The 16178-nt window shown below is 59.2% G+C and carries 12 protein-coding genes; 5 read left to right on the top strand and 7 right to left on the bottom strand.

The genetic code is table 11. From position 1 onward, the window contains the following. Positions 1-17: 17 nt before the first annotated feature. Entirely contained in the window at positions 18-608 is a 591-nt protein-coding gene (locus tag BSU04_RS08615) for a phosphatase PAP2 family protein (protein WP_089160223.1), read from the top strand. A 104-nt stretch (positions 609-712) separates the two neighbouring features. Here the strand turns inward: BSU04_RS08615 and galU are convergent, their stop codons facing one another. Both galU and BSU04_RS46330 read right to left on the bottom strand, forming a co-directional pair. Continuing rightward, a complete protein-coding gene (gene galU, locus BSU04_RS08610) occupies positions 713-1633 on the bottom strand; it encodes a UTP--glucose-1-phosphate uridylyltransferase GalU (protein WP_089160222.1) in 921 nt (306 codons plus the stop codon). 277 nt (positions 1634-1910) lie between these two features. Next, positions 1911-2054, bottom strand: a complete 144-nt coding sequence (locus BSU04_RS46330) for a hypothetical protein (protein WP_165092361.1) — start codon at positions 2052-2054, stop codon at positions 1911-1913. A gap of 301 nt (positions 2055-2355) precedes the next feature. Here BSU04_RS46330 and BSU04_RS08605 point away from each other — a divergent pair, with 301 nt between their 5' ends. The 3 genes from BSU04_RS08605 to BSU04_RS08595 all read left to right on the top strand — a co-directional run bounded on the left by BSU04_RS08605 (position 2356) and on the right by BSU04_RS08595 (position 5529). Next, entirely contained in the window at positions 2356-3534 is a 1179-nt protein-coding gene (locus tag BSU04_RS08605; RefSeq protein WP_089160221.1) for an acyltransferase family protein, read from the top strand. Positions 3535-3818: 284 nt separating this feature from the next. Continuing rightward, positions 3819-5099: an aconitase X gene (locus BSU04_RS08600; protein WP_089160220.1), complete on the top strand. Its 1281-nt coding sequence runs from the start codon at positions 3819-3821 to the stop codon at positions 5097-5099. Next, complete coding sequence (locus BSU04_RS08595; protein ID WP_089160237.1) at positions 5077-5529, top strand: aconitase X swivel domain-containing protein; 453 nt, start codon at positions 5077-5079, stop codon at positions 5527-5529. The genes BSU04_RS08600 and BSU04_RS08595 overlap by 23 nt, the downstream gene beginning before the upstream one ends. Before the next feature lie 64 nt (positions 5530-5593). On the opposite strand, the gene BSU04_RS08590 is transcribed toward BSU04_RS08595, so the two are convergent. The 3 genes from BSU04_RS08590 to BSU04_RS08580 form a co-directional block, all read right to left on the bottom strand. Further along, positions 5594-8104: a glycosyltransferase family 4 protein gene (locus BSU04_RS08590; protein WP_089160219.1), complete on the bottom strand. Its 2511-nt coding sequence runs from the start codon at positions 8102-8104 to the stop codon at positions 5594-5596. 15 nt (positions 8105-8119) lie between these two features. Beyond that, on the bottom strand, positions 8120-9613 hold the full coding sequence (locus BSU04_RS08585) for an oligosaccharide flippase family protein (protein WP_089160218.1): 1494 nt from the start codon (positions 9611-9613) through the stop codon (positions 8120-8122). Positions 9614-10571: 958 nt separating this feature from the next. Further along, a complete protein-coding gene (locus BSU04_RS08580) occupies positions 10572-12797 on the bottom strand; it encodes a hypothetical protein (protein WP_089160236.1) in 2226 nt (741 codons plus the stop codon). Between the two features lie 939 nt (positions 12798-13736). Between BSU04_RS08580 and BSU04_RS08575 the strand changes: the two genes are divergently transcribed. Then, positions 13737-14720 (top strand): GDP-mannose 4,6-dehydratase, encoded by a 984-nt coding sequence (locus BSU04_RS08575; RefSeq protein WP_089160235.1) that lies wholly within the window; start codon positions 13737-13739, stop codon positions 14718-14720. Here BSU04_RS08575 and BSU04_RS08570 read toward each other — a convergent pair. Together BSU04_RS08570 and BSU04_RS08565 are read right to left on the bottom strand one after the other, a co-directional pair. Continuing rightward, the gene (locus tag BSU04_RS08570) at positions 14710-15681 is read right to left on the bottom strand and encodes a LysR family transcriptional regulator (protein ID WP_089160217.1); all 972 of its coding nucleotides are present in this window, start codon (positions 15679-15681) and stop codon (positions 14710-14712) included. The genes BSU04_RS08575 and BSU04_RS08570 overlap by 11 nt on opposite strands. 205 nt (positions 15682-15886) lie before the next feature. After that, on the bottom strand, positions 15887-16178 hold a 292-nt coding region (locus BSU04_RS08565), incomplete at its 5' end, for a transposase (protein ID WP_144021165.1).

Below are 16178 nucleotides of genomic sequence, written 5' to 3'. Positions count from 1 at the left end.
CGCTTTTCGGGGGGCGTATGACGGGTACGACGGTTTTGAGGTTGATCACCAATTTCGGCGATGCGGGTCTGACCATTCCCTTGGCAGCCGGATGTGCATTATGGCTGGGCGCGACTGACAAGCGTGAAGCGCTGGTTTGGATCGGTGTGTTGGCGGGCGCATTGACATTAGTCGGGGTGAACAAGATTCTGTACGCGGGTTGCGGCATCGAGATTCGTTCGATCGACTTCCGCGTTTTCAGCGGCCACACCATGCTGACATCGGCGGTGTGGGGCGTGACGTTAGGTTTGCTGGCTGGAAGCAGGGGCGTGAGGTGGTACAGGCTGGGCGCAGTGGCCGGGTTGGCACTGGGCGCGCTGATCGGCTTCTGCCGGGTCGTGCAGGACGCCCATACGCCGATTGAAGTGATCGCCGGCTGGTTCCTGGGTAGCGGTATCGCGTTGTTTTTCCTGCGACGCTTTTTCAAGCAGCCGCGCAAGATGCCGGGGTCGGTCTTCGCCGGACTGGGTCTGCTTGCTGTGTCGACGATTGCCTATGGGCATCACGCACCAATCCAGCAATTGCTCGTGACCTACTCACCGTGGATATGCCGGTGGTTCGATTTTTGATTTCTGGTTTTCCGGATTTTCCTGGTCCTGCGGGAATCGCTCGTGCCAGATGTGGCCAGATGTGATTAGCTGCTGGCGCGAACGAAAGAACGAAAACCATCCCGCTAGAAAGGCTCGATCAGCTCAGCGTGCTCGACCACTGCCGCGGGGAACAACGCGGGCAGACACTCACGCAAATAGGCCTCGAAGTCGTCGCGCACTTCGGGGTGCTGCAACGCGAGCTGCACGGTCGCCTTCAAATAACCGAGCTTGCTGCCGCAATCGAAGCGGGTGCCGTAATACCGGTACGCCAACACCTGCTCGACGGCCAGCAACGACGCAATCGCGTCAGTCAATTGGATCTCGCCGCCACTGCCGGCCCGCGTATTGCGCAGATGCGTGAAAATGCCCGGCATGAACACATAGCGCCCCACCACGCCCAGATTCGACGGCGCCAAAGCCGGCTGCGGCTTCTCCACGATGCCCGACAGCTTGATGATGTCCTCTTCCCACTCGCGCCCTTCAATCACGCCATAAGACGCGCTGTCGATCCGGCTGATCCGCTCTACGCCAATGACCGAGCTATGGTAATGATTGAACACATCGACGAGTTGCTTCATGACCGGCTCCTTGCTGTAGAGCAGGTCGTCGGCAAGAATCACGGCGAACGGGTTTTCGCCAATCAACTTTTCAGCGCATAGCACCGCATGGCCCAGCCCGAGCGCGCTCGGCTGGCGCACGTAAAAGCAGTCCACGTTCGCGGGCTTGATCTTGCGCACGACCTCGAGCAACGCCTCCTTGCCGCGCGCTTCGAGTTCCGCCTCGATCTCGTAGGATTTGTCGAAGTGGTCTTCAATCGCTCGCTTACTGCGGCCCGTCACGAATATCATTTCCGTGATTCCCGCCGCTATCGCCTCTTCGACCGCGTACTGGATCAGCGGTTTATCCACAACAGGCAGCATTTCCTTGGGGCTCGCTTTTGTCGCGGGCAGGAAGCGGGTGCCGAGTCCCGCGACAGGAAATACGGCTTTGGTCACTTTCAGCATCGCACGCGCTTCCCTAAAATGCTTTCAAATAAATGTACGAACGCCCGTTCGTGTGCGTTCGCGCAATATCGCAACGCATCGAATTGGCATTCATTCAAAGCTTTCAATCACGGTGCAAATATCAATCGAAAGCCGCTTCTGAAGCGATAAAATAATTTGCTGCGTCGCAAGGCGGTGTAGTGACTCGCCAGGGCCCTGCAGACAGGAAGGGCCAGCCTGTGCACGAAAAAAAATAATTCAACCCCTGCCGCATTGCAGCACGGTCGTTCTGAAGTGCTTATTCCTGATCGTCCGAGTGCGGAAAACGAATGCCCGACGCGTTCAGTTTCGACATGGGATCGTTACGTAGCGCGTCCCGATAAGCCGAAACAGCCGCGAGGATCAACAAAACAGCAATACCGGCAAATGCGTGCATGTCCATGATGTACCCCTGTCTTTGAATGGTTTGAAATGAAGTTAGCAGAAAAAAAACGACAAATAATTGCCGAATAAATTAGTTACCTTTCAAACAGACTGTAAGGAGGTTTTTGCTCATCATGTGCTTGATGAGGTGATTGCCACGCATATTTTTCCATTAATTGTCGGACTAATATGACCTCTGCACAGTGCGCCGCCTGAGTGGCCATTGGTGCGCCAGACTGGCACCAGACGGGCACCATACAAGGCGCCGCAAGGCCGGGAAGCGTCTCCGGCCTTCATTCAACCTGGACATGAGGTTTTCAATGAGCGATTCGTCCCTGCTCGATCCGGCCGGTTCTTCCCTGCAGTTACCGCTCGAACGCGCAGCCGCTGTCAGCATCGACGACCGCGATGTCGCCATCAACGCGTGGCGTGGTGTCGCGGCATTGCTGGTTGCTTATTTTCACTGCCGCCAGATAACCTGGATCGGCATACAGCAATTCCACAGGAGCGGGGCCAGGTTCGACCTCAACACGCTCTTCAGCTATCTCACCTTCCCCATTGCCTGGGGTTCGGCCGGCGTGCCGATCTTCTTCGTGATCAGCGGGTACTGTATTCATCGCGCAACGGCGCGCAAGCTGCTAGCCAATCCAGGCGCCCCCTTCGATACCGGCAACTTCCTGATGCGCCGGTTCGCGCGTATCTATCCGGTGCTGCTCGCCGCGCTGGTGCTGACGTATGTGCTGGATACGTTCAGCCTCGGCTTCACGCCGGTCAGCCCCAAGATTGGTACGGCGGATCTGCATTTGTTCATCGTCAACCTGCTGTCGCTGCAGGGCGTGGCCGGCGGTACGTTCGGATCGAACGGAGCGTTGTGGACGCTGTCGCTCGAAGTGCAGTTCTATCTTGTGTATCCGTTGCTGATTGCGTTGCGCCGGCGGATCGGGATGAAAGCGGTGCTGGTTTGCGTCGGCATCGTCAACGTGATTTCGGCACTGGTGTTCGAGCGTCATGAGATCGTGTTGTTCGCGTCGTACTGGTTCTCATGGACGCTCGGGGCGTGGATCGCCGAGGCGAAGGCCGCGCCCGGTGCGCAGAAGATGCCGAACGGGTCGATGAAACTGAAGATCGCGGCCTTGGTGGTTGCGGTGATTGGCTGCGGCGCGTTCAAGTTCGGGCAATACCTGGCGTTTCAGTTCTGGGCGCTGGCGTTCGCGCTGTATCTGTTCCAGGTGCTGGATCAACCCATGCGCAACTCGTTGCCTGTGCGCGGTTTCTCATGGCTCGGCGAGTTCAGCTTCTCGCTGTATATCGTGCATATTCCTATCCTTATCCTGCTCGGATCGGTGCTGTTTCACTCGGCGCTGCAAACGACCATCTGGGCCTCGTTCGCCTTCATGATCGTGCCGATTGCGGTGGCCTTCGTGTTCTACATGCTGGTCGAGCGCCCCGCGATGAATTGGTCTGCCAGTCTCAAGCGGCGCCAGTCGGCTGCCGCCTAAGCCCAATCCCCGGCTCGCAACGAAACGACTAAGCCCCGCGTCAGCAACTATATCGTTCCATTAAGCACCCGTGAAACCGCCCTCAGCGATGAGCGCGGTTTTTTTATCTTGGGGGGGTGTATCGGCGTGGCTCGGCTGCCGTATGCCAGTGGTTCACGCGATGCTCAACGCGCCCGCTAGATGCGCGCGAGTTGGAGCAGGTTTGCTGAGCAATATAACCGCGATAAACTGAGCGTCGGCAAATCCGCCCGCAGGCTCCCCGCCGTCCAACCAGGAAATCAATCATGTTGCAGCTCAGTGAGCGAGACGCCGCCATGCTGAACGCAGACGCGGGCAGCGGTGTCGCGCTAGCCATGAGGATCGTCACGCGCACGGCGAATGTCATGGGCGCTGACAGGTTGATCGATATAACGTCGGCGCACATCGACGGCTGTCTTTATCACGGTGCGGCGAGCCTCGATTTCGTTGAACGATTCGTCCAAAGTGAAACGCGGGTAGCCGTGCCCACGACGCTGAACGTCGGCTCGCTCGACCTGATCCATCCCGAGCTGTATCAGGGAGAGCCAAGCACTCAGTGCGCCGCCGAACGGCTCATGAAAGCCCACATCGAACTGGGATGCGAGTCGAGCTTCACGTGCGCGCCTTACCAACTCAAGCATCGCCCGAAGCTTGGAGACCAGATAGCCTGGGCGGAATCCAACGCCATCGTATTCGCGAATTCTGTCCTGGGCGCCCGCACCAGCCGGTACGGCGACTTCCTCGATCTGGCCGCTGCGATCACGGGCCGAGCACCCTACGCCGGCTTGCATGTCACCGAAAACCGGGCGGCCCGGATCCTGATCCGGGTTGCCGATTTCGGCGCGCTGTCCGGCCGCGATGTGTTCTTCGCTGCGCTCGGTTTCCTGCTTGGCAAAGCCGCGGGCGCGGGCGTTGCGGCCATCGACGGCCTGCCGTCCGATACCACCGAGGACGAGTTGAAGGCGCTCGGAGCGGCCGCGGCGTCGAGCGGCGCGGTGGCGCTTTTTCACGGCATCGGAATCACGCCGGAAGCGCCGACGCTCGACGCAGCGTTTCAGGGAAAGCCGCCCGCGCGGGTGATCGATGTTTCGCTGGACGAGCTTCGCGCTGTTCGCCGACATCTCAATCAGGCGCAGCCCGGTGAGACACTGGTTGCTGTCAGCCTCGGGACGCCGCATTTTTCCGTCACCGAATTCGAGCAGCTTTCCGCTCTGTTCACGACGTTTTCCGGTGCGCTCGCGTGCGACTTCTATGTGAACACCAGCCGGTTTGTATTGTGGCAACTCGAGTCGTCGGGCATAGCGGATACGCTGGCGTCCAGAGGGGTGCAGATCGTCCTCGATACCTGCACCTACATCACGCCCGTCATGAAGAAGATGAGCGGTCTGGTCATGACGAACTCAGGCAAGTGGGCACTTTACGCACCCGCGAATATCGGTGTCCGGGTGGCCTATGGGAGCATGAAAGAATGCGTGCACTCCGCTTTCGCGGGAAAGGTTTGCTTCGATGAGCGCGATGAACCCGATGAACACATCAGCCAGCTTTAAAGCCGAGGCTCTCACAAGCGGATTCGCGCGGGGGCCGGGCGTCTTTATTGAACCGCTAAGTTTCTGGGGCGGGTACGACGCCGAGACCGGGACCGTTGTCGAGCAATCGCATCCTGCCTTCGGCCAGACCCTTGCCGGCGTAATCTTGCTGATGAGAAGAGCAAAGGGGTCGAGCTCCAGCAGCAGCGTGCTTGTTGAAGCCATTCGCAACAAAACTGGACCTGCGGGCATTGTGTTATGCGAGCGCGATCTGATTATTGCCATTGGCGTGATTGTCGCGAACGAACTCTATGCGTCACAGATCCCGCTCGTTCTCGTGAGCAGTGAGGATTTCGAACGGCTGTGCAAAACCAGCGGCGTCATCCAGATCGACGCACGAGCGGGCGAAGAAACAGCGCGGGTTGCGACCGCAAGCTCTCCCGCGCTTTAGGTCCCGGCGTCCGGATGAACCCCGTTGCGCGGTTCATCCGACATACCTTTGACCTACAGAGCCCCTACCCCCGTTTCAACCGCGACTTGCCGGCGACATCGGAGAGAATCTTTTGAACGCTCTCCACATACCGTTCGGTACCGAAGCGGTTGATCGCGTTCGCATAACCCTGCTCGACCAGCCGTTTGCGCAAACCAGCATCGGACGATAGTTCACCCAGCGCACCCGCGAGCGCATGGACGTCGCCGGGCGTGCAGAGAATGCCGTTCTCGCGATCCTCCACAATGTCTGTCACACCGCCCGCCCGCGCTGCCACGATCGGCCGCTTCGCCAGCATGCCTTCAATAATCACGCGACCAAACGGCTCCGGGCTGATGGACGTGTGCGCGACGACATCGACCGCTTTCATGCAGCCAGCAATGTCGTGCTGGAAGCCAAGGAAATGCACGCGGTCAGCGAGACCCTGTTCAAGCACGTAGGCACGCAATTGCGCCTCGTAGGCGTCCTCGCCGAAGAGCGCCGCCCCTACCAGCACGGCATGCATCTCGGGCGCCTCCAGCAGCGCTTCAAGCAGGATGTGCTGTCCTTTCCAGCGTGCGAGCCGGCTGAACGAGCCTACGAGGAATGCGTCCTGCGGCAAACCAAAGCGCGCCCTCAACTCGTGCTGCGCGACAGATTCCAGCTCGGTGAACGGCTCGGCGGAAATACCGTTGAACACCACGTCCAGCCGTTCCTCTTTCATCCGCGTCAACGCGGTGAGCGCAACGGCGGACGCCGTCGAGTTCGCGATCACGCGTTCGAGCATGAGCTTCGTGCACCACTTGATGATAGTGAGCTGCGTCTTGCCGAAATGCTCCTGGCTGACGATATCGCGCAGATGCCAGACCACCGGCCGTCGCGAGATCAGCCCGGCGATAGCGCCGACCACCATCGCGCGTTGCGTGTTCACGTAGATCACATCCGAGTTGCGCGACTTTTCCAGCGTGCCGCGCACGAGGCTCATCACGCCGCCGATCATGCCCGTGCCCGAGCGTTTCATCCCGCCGTCCTTGCTCAAGCCACCGAGCGCGGCGCCGTCGAGCACATCCACTTTGATACCGACCGCTTCCAGCGCGATGCGAAATGGACCGTCGTCGAACAACACGGTCTCGTTAGTGCCGCGCATGTTCTTCATCACCTCGAGCAACGATAGTTCCGCGCCCCCGAGCACGCCGCTTTGATCGACGGCGAGGACGCGCATGGCATCGGCCTCTTCATGATCCTGATCAAGCTGCAGAGCCGCGGCCGCAATGGCCGGGTCAGCCACTGGCAACGGTGGCATCGCAGGGGGCGCCAGCGTGAAATGAGGCGCAACGCTTTGCACATAGGCGCGAAGACTATCGCGGAAATGCTTGATCGAAAAACGCTCGGCATTCGCGCGGCAATCCGCCGGATTGATCTTCACCGCGCCGAGTTCGAAACCTTCCACGGCGTCGATGATTGCATCGGTCGTCTGTTCATCGAAGAAGAGGCCCGTTGGGCGCGCGTGCGAACTGTCCAGAACGGTTTCCAGCGCGCCGCCCTTGCCGTATGCGATCACTGGCGTGCCGCACGCTTGCGCCTCGACCACCGAGATGCCAAAGTCCTCTTCGGCCGCGAACACGAACGCCTTTGCACGCCGCATCTTGTCCTGCAGGACGGAGAACGGCTGATAGCCCATGATCTCGACATTCGGCGTGGCCTTGTCGCGGATCTTGCGCATGTCGGGGCCATCGCCGATCACGACCAGCTTGCGCTCGGGCATCTTCGCGAACGCTTCCACGATCAAATCGATTTTCTTGTACGGCACCATCCGCGACGCCGTCAGATAGAAGTCCTCTTTCACCTCGCAAAGCTGGAACGCTTCGACATCGACGGGCGGGAAGATCACATGCGAATCGCGGTGATAGACCTTGTTGATCCGCCGCGCGATGAACGCCGAATTCGCGATGAAATGATCCACCGAATTCGACGTGCGGATGTCCCAGTTGCGCATGTAGTGCAGCACCATGCGCGCGAGCAACGACTTCACGCCGGACGTGAGATTCGATTGCTGCAAGTACTGGTGTTGCAGATCCCATGCATAGCGAATGGGCGAATGCACATAGCTCACGTGGATCTGATCGGGACCCGTCAGTATGCCCTTCGCTACCGCATGGCTGCTCGAAATGACGAGGTCATAGCCGGACACGTCGAGCTGTTCGATCGCGAGCGGCATGAGCGGCAGATACGAGCGGTAGCGCTTTTTCGCCTGCGGCAGTTTCTGGATGAACGAGGTCGTCACCTTCTTGCCGCGCATCCACGTCCGCTCTTCCATGAAGTCGACGACGCTGAACAGATCGGCGTCGGGAAAACACGTGACGATCTGTTCAAGCACCTTCTCCGCGCCGGCGAAAGCAACGAGCCAGTCATGCACGATCGCAACCCGCGGCACCCGTTTCGCGATTCTCGCGCGGTGCCGCGGCGGCGTGTCCTGCACGGCAGGCGGCAGCAGGCCGACAGGGTCGAGGGTCACTCGCACCGGATCGATGACCGCTTCATCTAGATCATGTCTCATGTGTCACTCCTCACCTTAAACCGTGGATTTCACGCGCCGTTTCAGGCGCACATTCAACTCGTGGACGAAGCTGCGCGCCATGGAGCGCAACGCGGGCCGCGTGAGAAGGGAACAACCTAGATTCAGGCCCGAGATGACAAACGCCGCTGCGATAGATTGCAGCGGGTACTCGATCGGATCGATGACAAACGCCACGCCGAGGCCCGCGACAAGAAACGCGAGATGCATCAGCATGTCGGCGGCAATCGGCCGGGCGTGCAGACGCGAGATCCAGAGCAAGAGGCCATAGTCGGCGAGCGAGCGCAGCACGACCACGCTGGCCGCGCCGATAGGACCGAAGCGCGCGATGCCGAACCACAGCGCCGTCACGAAGAACGGCAGTTGCACGATGCCGATTCGCGCCGCGGTTGCCGGATTGATTTGCGACTGGATCATGATGCGCGTGACGCTGGCCTGTCCGACGAGCCACACGCCGATGATCAGGATCCGGCCCACTGGCGCGCTCGCGATGGCGATTTCCTGTCCGACCCAGAGATGCAGGAAGGGGGCGAGCACGAGCATGACGAAGAGCGCGATGGGCGTGAAGACGCCGTTGAGGAATTCGAGTGACTGCTGGACCATGGCATCGGCGTGTTCGCGTTTGACGGCGGACAAGCGCGGGAACAAGGTGCGAACGAGTGAGTTCGGCAGCATGTTCAGGCGGGTGACGAGGTTCTGCGGGACGGTGTAGTACGTGACGAAACGCGCGCCCAGATTTGCGCCCAGGAGGATGCGATCGAGGGAGTCCGTGATCATGCTGGAGATGGTCGCGACCAGCATCCAGCCGCCGAACTTGAACAAGCCGCCGGCCACGCCGAGCTGCGGCCATTCGATGCGTTTGATGTCGAGCACCTTGAAGCTCGCTCGTGCAAGCATTATCACGGCCAGGACGCGTGCGACGACGGCGGCGGCGAGTACGGTTTGCAGGTTCGGTGCGATCTTCCAGGCGGCGGCTAGCGGCAGCAGTTGGAACAGGAAGGTGCCGATCGTTTGATTGGTGTTGTAGATACCGAAGCGTTCGACGCCATTGATTGCGCCGGCGCAGACCCATGAGACGTTCGCGATGGGAATGGCCAGGGCGAGCCAGGGGAGTGCGTGATAGACCTCCTGCTGCATGGCGGGGGATGAATGCGCGACGTAGGCGGTGTAGGCGAACGCGCCGAAGTAGATGAGGATACCGCCTATTATTCCGGTACCCAGATTGAGCCAGATGGCGCTCCAGAACACGCGCGAACGGGCTTCGGGGTCGTTGGCGGCGTGGGCCTTCGAGATCTGGTGTTGAGCAGCCATGCCCATGCCAAGATCGAGAATGCCGAAGTAGCCGATGAGGGTCCAGACGAGGCTGATCACGCCATAGCGTTCGACGCCGACGAGATGGATGTATGCGGGCACGGTGATCAACGAGACGAAGGTAGGCAATACCAGTCCCGAAAAGTTAATCGCCATGTTCTTCACCATCGATTTTTCCATCGTTCGCACTCGTTCTCGGGGTTTTGGGGGGTTTTGGGGGGTTAGGGTTGGTGGTTGGGGTTGATGTTGGGGTGCCTGGTTCCTGCGTTAGCGGTCTGAGTCAGTGCCGGGTTGCTGCTTTCAGTGTTAGTGGTCTGCCTGAGTTGGCTAATTTCTTTAGCACTATTAGCCACTGCGCGTGGCGGCGCGTCATTTCTTTGTCCAAAGCGACAAAGAAACGAAGCAAAGAAAACGCTTTTAACCGCTCTACCCTAAGTGTCCACAGCGTGCAGTTTCTATTCATAGGTGCCCCAAAAGCACGGTGCTCGCCAGAGCCACGGATGTGTGAAACCCTCCTTCTCCGAACTCGGGTTCTGACACGCTTCGCCACCAGTGACTGAACCTGCTTAAGGTTCATCCCGCGCTATCCGCGAACAACCAACCACCAAATTAGTACGCTCGGCGCAACCGCGTCGCCAACCCACCAGCGAACCATGCCGTGCAAACGAGTAAGGCCCTACCCCCGAAAATAACCGTGCCGACCAAGCAGCTAACCACCAAGAAACGCAGCAGCGCGTACGCGTGAGGCGGTACCGGTTCCTGGGAAAATAGTGCTTGCCCGAGAGCACTGGTGGCGAAGCGTGTCTATGTCAGGATTCGCGAGAAGGAGGGGTTCAACCATCCGTCGCTCTGGCGAGCACCGTGCTTTTGGGGCACCTATGAATAGAAACTGCACGCTGTGGACACTTAGGGTAGAGCGGTTAAAGCGTTTTCTTTGCTTCGTTTCTTTGTCGCTTTGGACAAAGAAATGACGTGCCGCCACGCACAGTGGCTAATAGTGCTAAAGAAAACATCCAATTCACGCAGACCGCTAAGGCCGAAAGCAGCAACCCGGCACTGACTCCGACCGCTAACCCTGGAATCTGGCACCCCGGCACCCCCCTGCCCACCCAAAACCCAAAAAGTGCGAACGAACAGCCTATGGGCGCCACCTGTACATCATCACTTTTCCCCTCGCATCCTCTTCAACAAATATCAGGTACTCACCATCCGCCTGTCGGCTCGCACTAATGCCGTTGGGCACATCCACCCACCCCGACGCATGACCCACTTCCGGCCCCGGCTTGATCACCCCAACCTCGCGACCCGTATCCTTCTCATATACATGCACCATCCCAACCGGCTCAACCGTGAACACGTACTTGCCCTCAACCGTCAAACCAATCGTCGTAGCCAACGGCTTGCTCTTGGTGTCCCAAGGCAAATCAATCGAATACCGCTGCTCCGGCACCTTCGACCAATGGTCGTACCGCACCAACCGCCGACCCACTTCCTTCCAGTACCCACGGTCAAACGGCTCGTCTGCCGTGTACCCAGTCAAATACATCGTGTCCGTGTCCGCCTCATACACCGCTCGCTTCACCACGTTGAACGGCGCAGGCATCGCGTAGTTCTGCGCGTTGGCATACGCATAAACCGGATTGCCCACACGGTCCACACCACCGTATCTAAAGCGATTGATCCCCCGAGTGTCACTCGTATGCCAAATGTCACCCTTCGTATCAACCCACCACCCCCATCCACCAGGATTAGGTAGTACTCCGTTGTTCACGTCGAACTCGTTCGCATCAAACCGGCCATTGCCGTTCGTGTCACGCCAGATCCAGTCACCATGCGGCGGATGATTCGGAATATTCTGCGCGCCTCGTTCACGACCAGCGAAGTAGCCCGAAGGAATCGCCAGCTCTCCATCACGCTTTGCATCGAAGCGATAAATCTTCAGATGGTCCGAATACATGTCCGTCAAGTACAAGAAAGTACGACCATCGACCTTGCGAGCGATCGGCTGTCCCGGCCAGTCATCGACGCTAAAGCTAGGGTCCTCCGGATACTTGAATCGCCCCGACAAGAAACCCACGTACTTCCATTCCTGTCCCACCGGCTTCGACAAATCCAGCTCAAAACGTTTATTGCCGCTGTACACGCTGTTCGGACGCGCCGGATCCATCCACGCACCATCCACGAACAACAATCCCTGCACTTGCCACAACTGCCGGCCATCAGGCGCATAACTCTCAAGCGTCGCGCCAAGTCCCGCACCAGTCGAACCCTGCCGCACACCAATCCCATTCGTCGATACATACACGTTCCCGGCGGCATCCACACCCACGCCCGTCAGTCCGTTGAACCGCTGCGGACCAGGACGGCCCACGACACCCGAGAAAATGCCGCCGCGCTCACCCAGCGCACTGGACTCGCGGTAAATGCCGGCGCCGCCGTCGCGCGTGAAGATCAGCACTTGCTGACGCACTCCATTGTCAGCAACCAGCAAACGCCCCTGAGCATCTATCGTCAAATCGACGGCGTCGGTGCCCGCGGCCAGCGCCGGTGCATCGTCGATCGCCGCGCCCGCCGGCGTGTAATGCGCGAGCCGCGCCTGGCCGCCCTGCGTATTGACCAGCGCCCACAACGTCCCGTCCTTCGCGAGCGCCAGACGCCCCGGCTGCATCACATTCCATTTGCTCTTTTGCTGCATCGACTCGGCGTCGTACACCTCGATGCGGTTCATCGCGGTATTGGCCACGTACAACAACGCATCCGATGCAGCCAGCCCGCCTACGTCCTGCTTCACATCGTCCGTCTTCGGCGCGCCGCGCTTGTCTTCCGGCGCCTCGTTGATCATCAGGAAAGCAGCGGCAAGCTGCGCGTGCCCGTCTTTATCGGCGGCCAGGTTCGCCTGGAACGCCACGCTGCGTTTCGTGTCATGGAGGTCGCGGCGCGACACGCCAAACCACTGCTTGCCCTTGGGCGGCCACACACCCGCCTTCGACAGATTGCCGCGCTCGTTGCCCACCCCGACCGCAACAAACGCATAGCGCCCGTTAAGCGCAATCGCGTTGCCACCGTAGTTGCCCCAGCCGTGCGTACCGCCAGCCGTGCCGAGCACCTTGCCGTCCTTGTAGACGCTCACTTCCGCGCCGCTTTCGTCCCACGGTGCATTGGTGTACACGCGGCCGTCAGGCGTGACGGCCATCGCAGTAATGTTGATCTGCGTCCACGTGCCATCGCCGAAACCGAAGGTGTTGCCAATCCACGACGTACGCGCCGGCAGCACCGTTGGCGACGCCGGATACGCGGAAGTCACCGCAGCCAAACCTAGCGCTCCCACAACCCAAATACGTGATGCCACAAGCGACAGACGCAAAAAACACGACAAACCCAAAAAGCGCGAAAAACGATGCAAGAGGTTTTCTCCATCTGAGAGCGGCCCACTCTGCGTCCATCGGCCGATGGTGCAGTAGAGGCGTCACGGCCGTTACTCGGGTGAGCCAAGACTACCGTTCAAATATTGCAAAAAAATCTGAAATAAATAGCGCGCGAAGCCGAATCGCCAGTGGTAAATGAACCACAGAATTTAATCGATTACCGCCGCAAGCAGCTTTCAAGTACATAACCGGTAACACCTGAAGCGCCATTGAAGTGCTAAAGCGGTGCAAGAATGACTGCCAAAATCCTGCCCGACTTTCCAATTGACTTATTTCTTTAAAAAATTGTATCGAGACGTAATAAGCGAACGCTCGCAGAGCTTGCCAAATGCATCCGACAGTAATAATTTTTAACATGTGATCAATGGCTGTCGAATATTTTCCTGATTAGTTTTTTCTTAGAATAAGCAAAGCGTAATATCGCTGTGTCAGGCTAGAAGCATCCCGCAATGTGAAGCCGGCAAATATGCTTCGCCGCACTCGCGTTCGCCGTACCCGTGCGTACTCGTGTCAGCAGGAACAACGTAGTCCGAAGCGTCCCCAAGGGGGCTGGGCAATAGTTGGCGGCACTTCATGCCCATTGCCCCGTCGCACCGCACCGGGTGTTGCGCCGGCCTGGACACGGGGTACGTGAGGGGTACGTGATAAAATTGACCGGTCAAACGATGCGGAAAATGGCTGGAAAGCCACGTGTTGCCGGGCGCAGAACGGGAATTTCTGTTTCCCGTACGAAACGCTGTTGCATGATCTAAATCATCGCTCGACTGCTGCATTGTCGGAAAACGGCAAGTAACTGGCGTCACTGGACGGGGCACGCAGAAGCCTTCCGATAAATGCTGCAACCCTTTGCGAAACGGCCGCCGCATATATCTCGCGCAATGAACGACATCAAACATCCTCACGGCAACAAACGCCGTCGCGCTCTCATCACCGGCCTTTCCGGCTTTACCGGATGCCATATGGCGGCACGTCTGCTGGACGACGGTTACGACGTGTGGGGCACGACTTCGCCCGCGACCGAGCCCGACGTGCCCGGCACAACGGGGGTTCCAGTCGACCTGCTGGATCTCGAGGCGGTGCGCGCGTGCGTCAGTGACGCACAGCCCGATGTCGTCGTCCATCTCGCCGGTCTCGCGCACGTCACGGGCAACGCGCCCACGCAGAGTTATCTGGTCAACATCATGGGCTCGCGCAATCTGCTCGACGCCCTGTCGCAGCTCGACAAGAAACCGCGCGCCGTGCTCATGGCGAGTACATCGAATGTGTATGGCAATGCGAACGTGGAGGTCATTGACGAAAACGTGCCGCTGAGCCCCGGCAATGACTATGCGGTCAGCAAGCTCGCGATGGAGAACATGGCGCGCTTGTGGCTCGACCGCCTGCCGGTCTTCTTTACACGCCCGTTCAACTACACGGGCGTGGGTCAGGGCGAAGACTTCCTGTTGCCGAAGATCGTCAATCATCACGCACGTCATGAAGCACGCATGTCGCTCGGTAACCTGGCCGTGAGCCGCGATTTCTCCGATGTCCGCGACATCGTCGAAGTTTACGCGCGGCTGCTGGAAGTCGCGCCCGCGGGCGAGGCATTCAATACCTGCTCAGGGACCGGCCATTCGCTCGGCGAAATCCTGACCATGATGCAACGCATCGCGGGATACAAGATCGGGATCTTTGTCGATCCACGCTTCATGCGGCGCAATGAGATTGCGAAGCTGGTCGGCTCGAACATCAAGCTAATGCGCGCGATCGGCCGCATTCCCATCACGCCTATCTACGACACGCTCGAGTGGATGTACCAGCATGCACGCGCGCAAGTCGAGGGTGAAGCAGCCGTGCAGCGCGCCGCAGCCGTCAGGACGTGACGTGGCTCGCGTGGTCGGCATACCCGGTATGTCCGGCATGCAGATCATCCGCGGCCACTTGCAATGACGTCTGCCGTCTGTAAATCTCCGCAATCCACTCTATAAACACCTTCACCCGCCGTGGCTGATGCCGGTTCGCCGCATACAGGATCGACACCACGCGCGGATACGACGGATAGGTCTGCAGCACTTCCAGCAGCGCGCCGCTCTCCAGATAAGAAGACAGCGTATAGCTCGACGCCTGGATCAGCCCGAGGCCGGCAAGGCCGCACTCCACATAGGAATCCGCGTCATTGACAGCCAGCATCGCCTTGAGCGGGATGGTCTTGGTCTCGCCGTCCACCACGAACTCCCAGCTTCTGACGCGCCCCGTCTTGCTCACCAGATAATCCACGCATGTGTGGTGCTCGAGATCCTCGAGCGTCTTCGGCTCGCCGTATTTTTCGATATACGACGGCGATGCTGCCGTGATCTGGGAATAGCGGCCGATCTGCTTTGCCACCAGGCCGATATCGCCGACTGCGCCTACGCGAATCACGCAATCCACGCCCGCCTCGATAATGTCGACTTGCTTGTCGGTCAGGCTCATCTCCACGCGGATATCCGGGTAGGCCGCGAAGAATTCGGGGAGCGCGGAGATGATGGTGCTCTTCGCCATGAGCGCGGGCAAGCTGACGCGTACGGTACCTTTCGGGCTGAGCTTGGAGCGTGACAGGACGGACTCCATGTCGTCCACTTCACCGAGTACGCGAACGCATCGCTCATAGTAGATCTCACCGTCTTCGGTGATGCTGATGCTGCGTGTGGTGCGGTTCAGGAGGCGTGCCCCGAGGTGCGCTTCGAGTGCCTGGACGGTGCGGGAAACGCTCGCGGCAGGCAGGCGCAATGCGTCTGCGGCCTTGGAGAAACTGCCGCTCTCGACCACGCGCACGAAGACTTTCATTGCTAGAAAACGGTCCATGACAGTCGGTTCCATTCCGGCCCGCAGATGTCAGGTATCTGGCTTTTTTTGCAGGCCTAGAACGGGATAGTACGACGATTTTGCCGAGTTCCGCTTGGGAGGGAGGGTTGGGAAGCGCTGGGACGGCTGGCTGGTGGTTCGGACTTGGCTGCAGGAACACCAAGTCCGGGGGGGTGTCCCGAATTTTGTGTAAACGGGTTTTCGTTTAACCCGGCGACATCCGGTCTTCGAACTGGATAGCGAAGCGGTTTAGAGCCGCCTTCCAGTCTCTGATTGGCATCGACCATTTCTTGCTGATGTTGTTCAGCGCCAGGTAAAACAGTTTCATTACGGCGTCGTCAGTCGGGAATGAACTGCGCGTTTTGATGACCTTTCGCAGACTCATGTTGATCGACTCGATCGCGTTGGTCGTATAGATCACCTTTCGGATCTCCGGCGGGTAGTCGAAGAACGGTATCACCCGGGCCCAGTTACGACGCCAGCTCTGACCAATCAAG

This window comes from Caballeronia sordidicola, from assembly GCF_002220365.1.
Lineage (GTDB): Bacteria > Pseudomonadota > Gammaproteobacteria > Burkholderiales > Burkholderiaceae > Caballeronia > Caballeronia sordidicola_C.
Note: the sequence above shows the minus strand (reverse complement) of the source record. Positions and strands in the feature narration are given on the sequence as shown.

Excerpts from the sequence above, each read along its gene's own strand:
- BSU04_RS08615 (WP_089160223.1), top strand. The coding sequence starts at position 18 with ATGACGGGTACGACGGTTTTGAGGTTGATCACCAATTTCGGCGATGCG.
- galU (WP_089160222.1), bottom strand. The coding sequence starts at position 1,633 with ATGCTGAAAGTGACCAAAGCCGTATTTCCTGTCGCGGGACTCGGCACC.
- BSU04_RS46330 (WP_165092361.1), bottom strand. The coding sequence starts at position 2,054 with ATGGACATGCACGCATTTGCCGGTATTGCTGTTTTGTTGATCCTCGCG.
- BSU04_RS08605 (WP_089160221.1), top strand. The coding sequence starts at position 2,356 with ATGAGCGATTCGTCCCTGCTCGATCCGGCCGGTTCTTCCCTGCAGTTA.
- BSU04_RS08600 (WP_089160220.1), top strand. The coding sequence starts at position 3,819 with ATGTTGCAGCTCAGTGAGCGAGACGCCGCCATGCTGAACGCAGACGCG.
- BSU04_RS08595 (WP_089160237.1), top strand. The coding sequence starts at position 5,077 with ATGAACACATCAGCCAGCTTTAAAGCCGAGGCTCTCACAAGCGGATTC.
- BSU04_RS08590 (WP_089160219.1), bottom strand. The coding sequence starts at position 8,104 with ATGAGACATGATCTAGATGAAGCGGTCATCGATCCGGTGCGAGTGACC.
- BSU04_RS08585 (WP_089160218.1), bottom strand. The coding sequence starts at position 9,613 with ATGGAAAAATCGATGGTGAAGAACATGGCGATTAACTTTTCGGGACTG.
- BSU04_RS08575 (WP_089160235.1), top strand. The coding sequence starts at position 13,737 with ATGAACGACATCAAACATCCTCACGGCAACAAACGCCGTCGCGCTCTC.
- BSU04_RS08570 (WP_089160217.1), bottom strand. The coding sequence starts at position 15,681 with ATGGACCGTTTTCTAGCAATGAAAGTCTTCGTGCGCGTGGTCGAGAGC.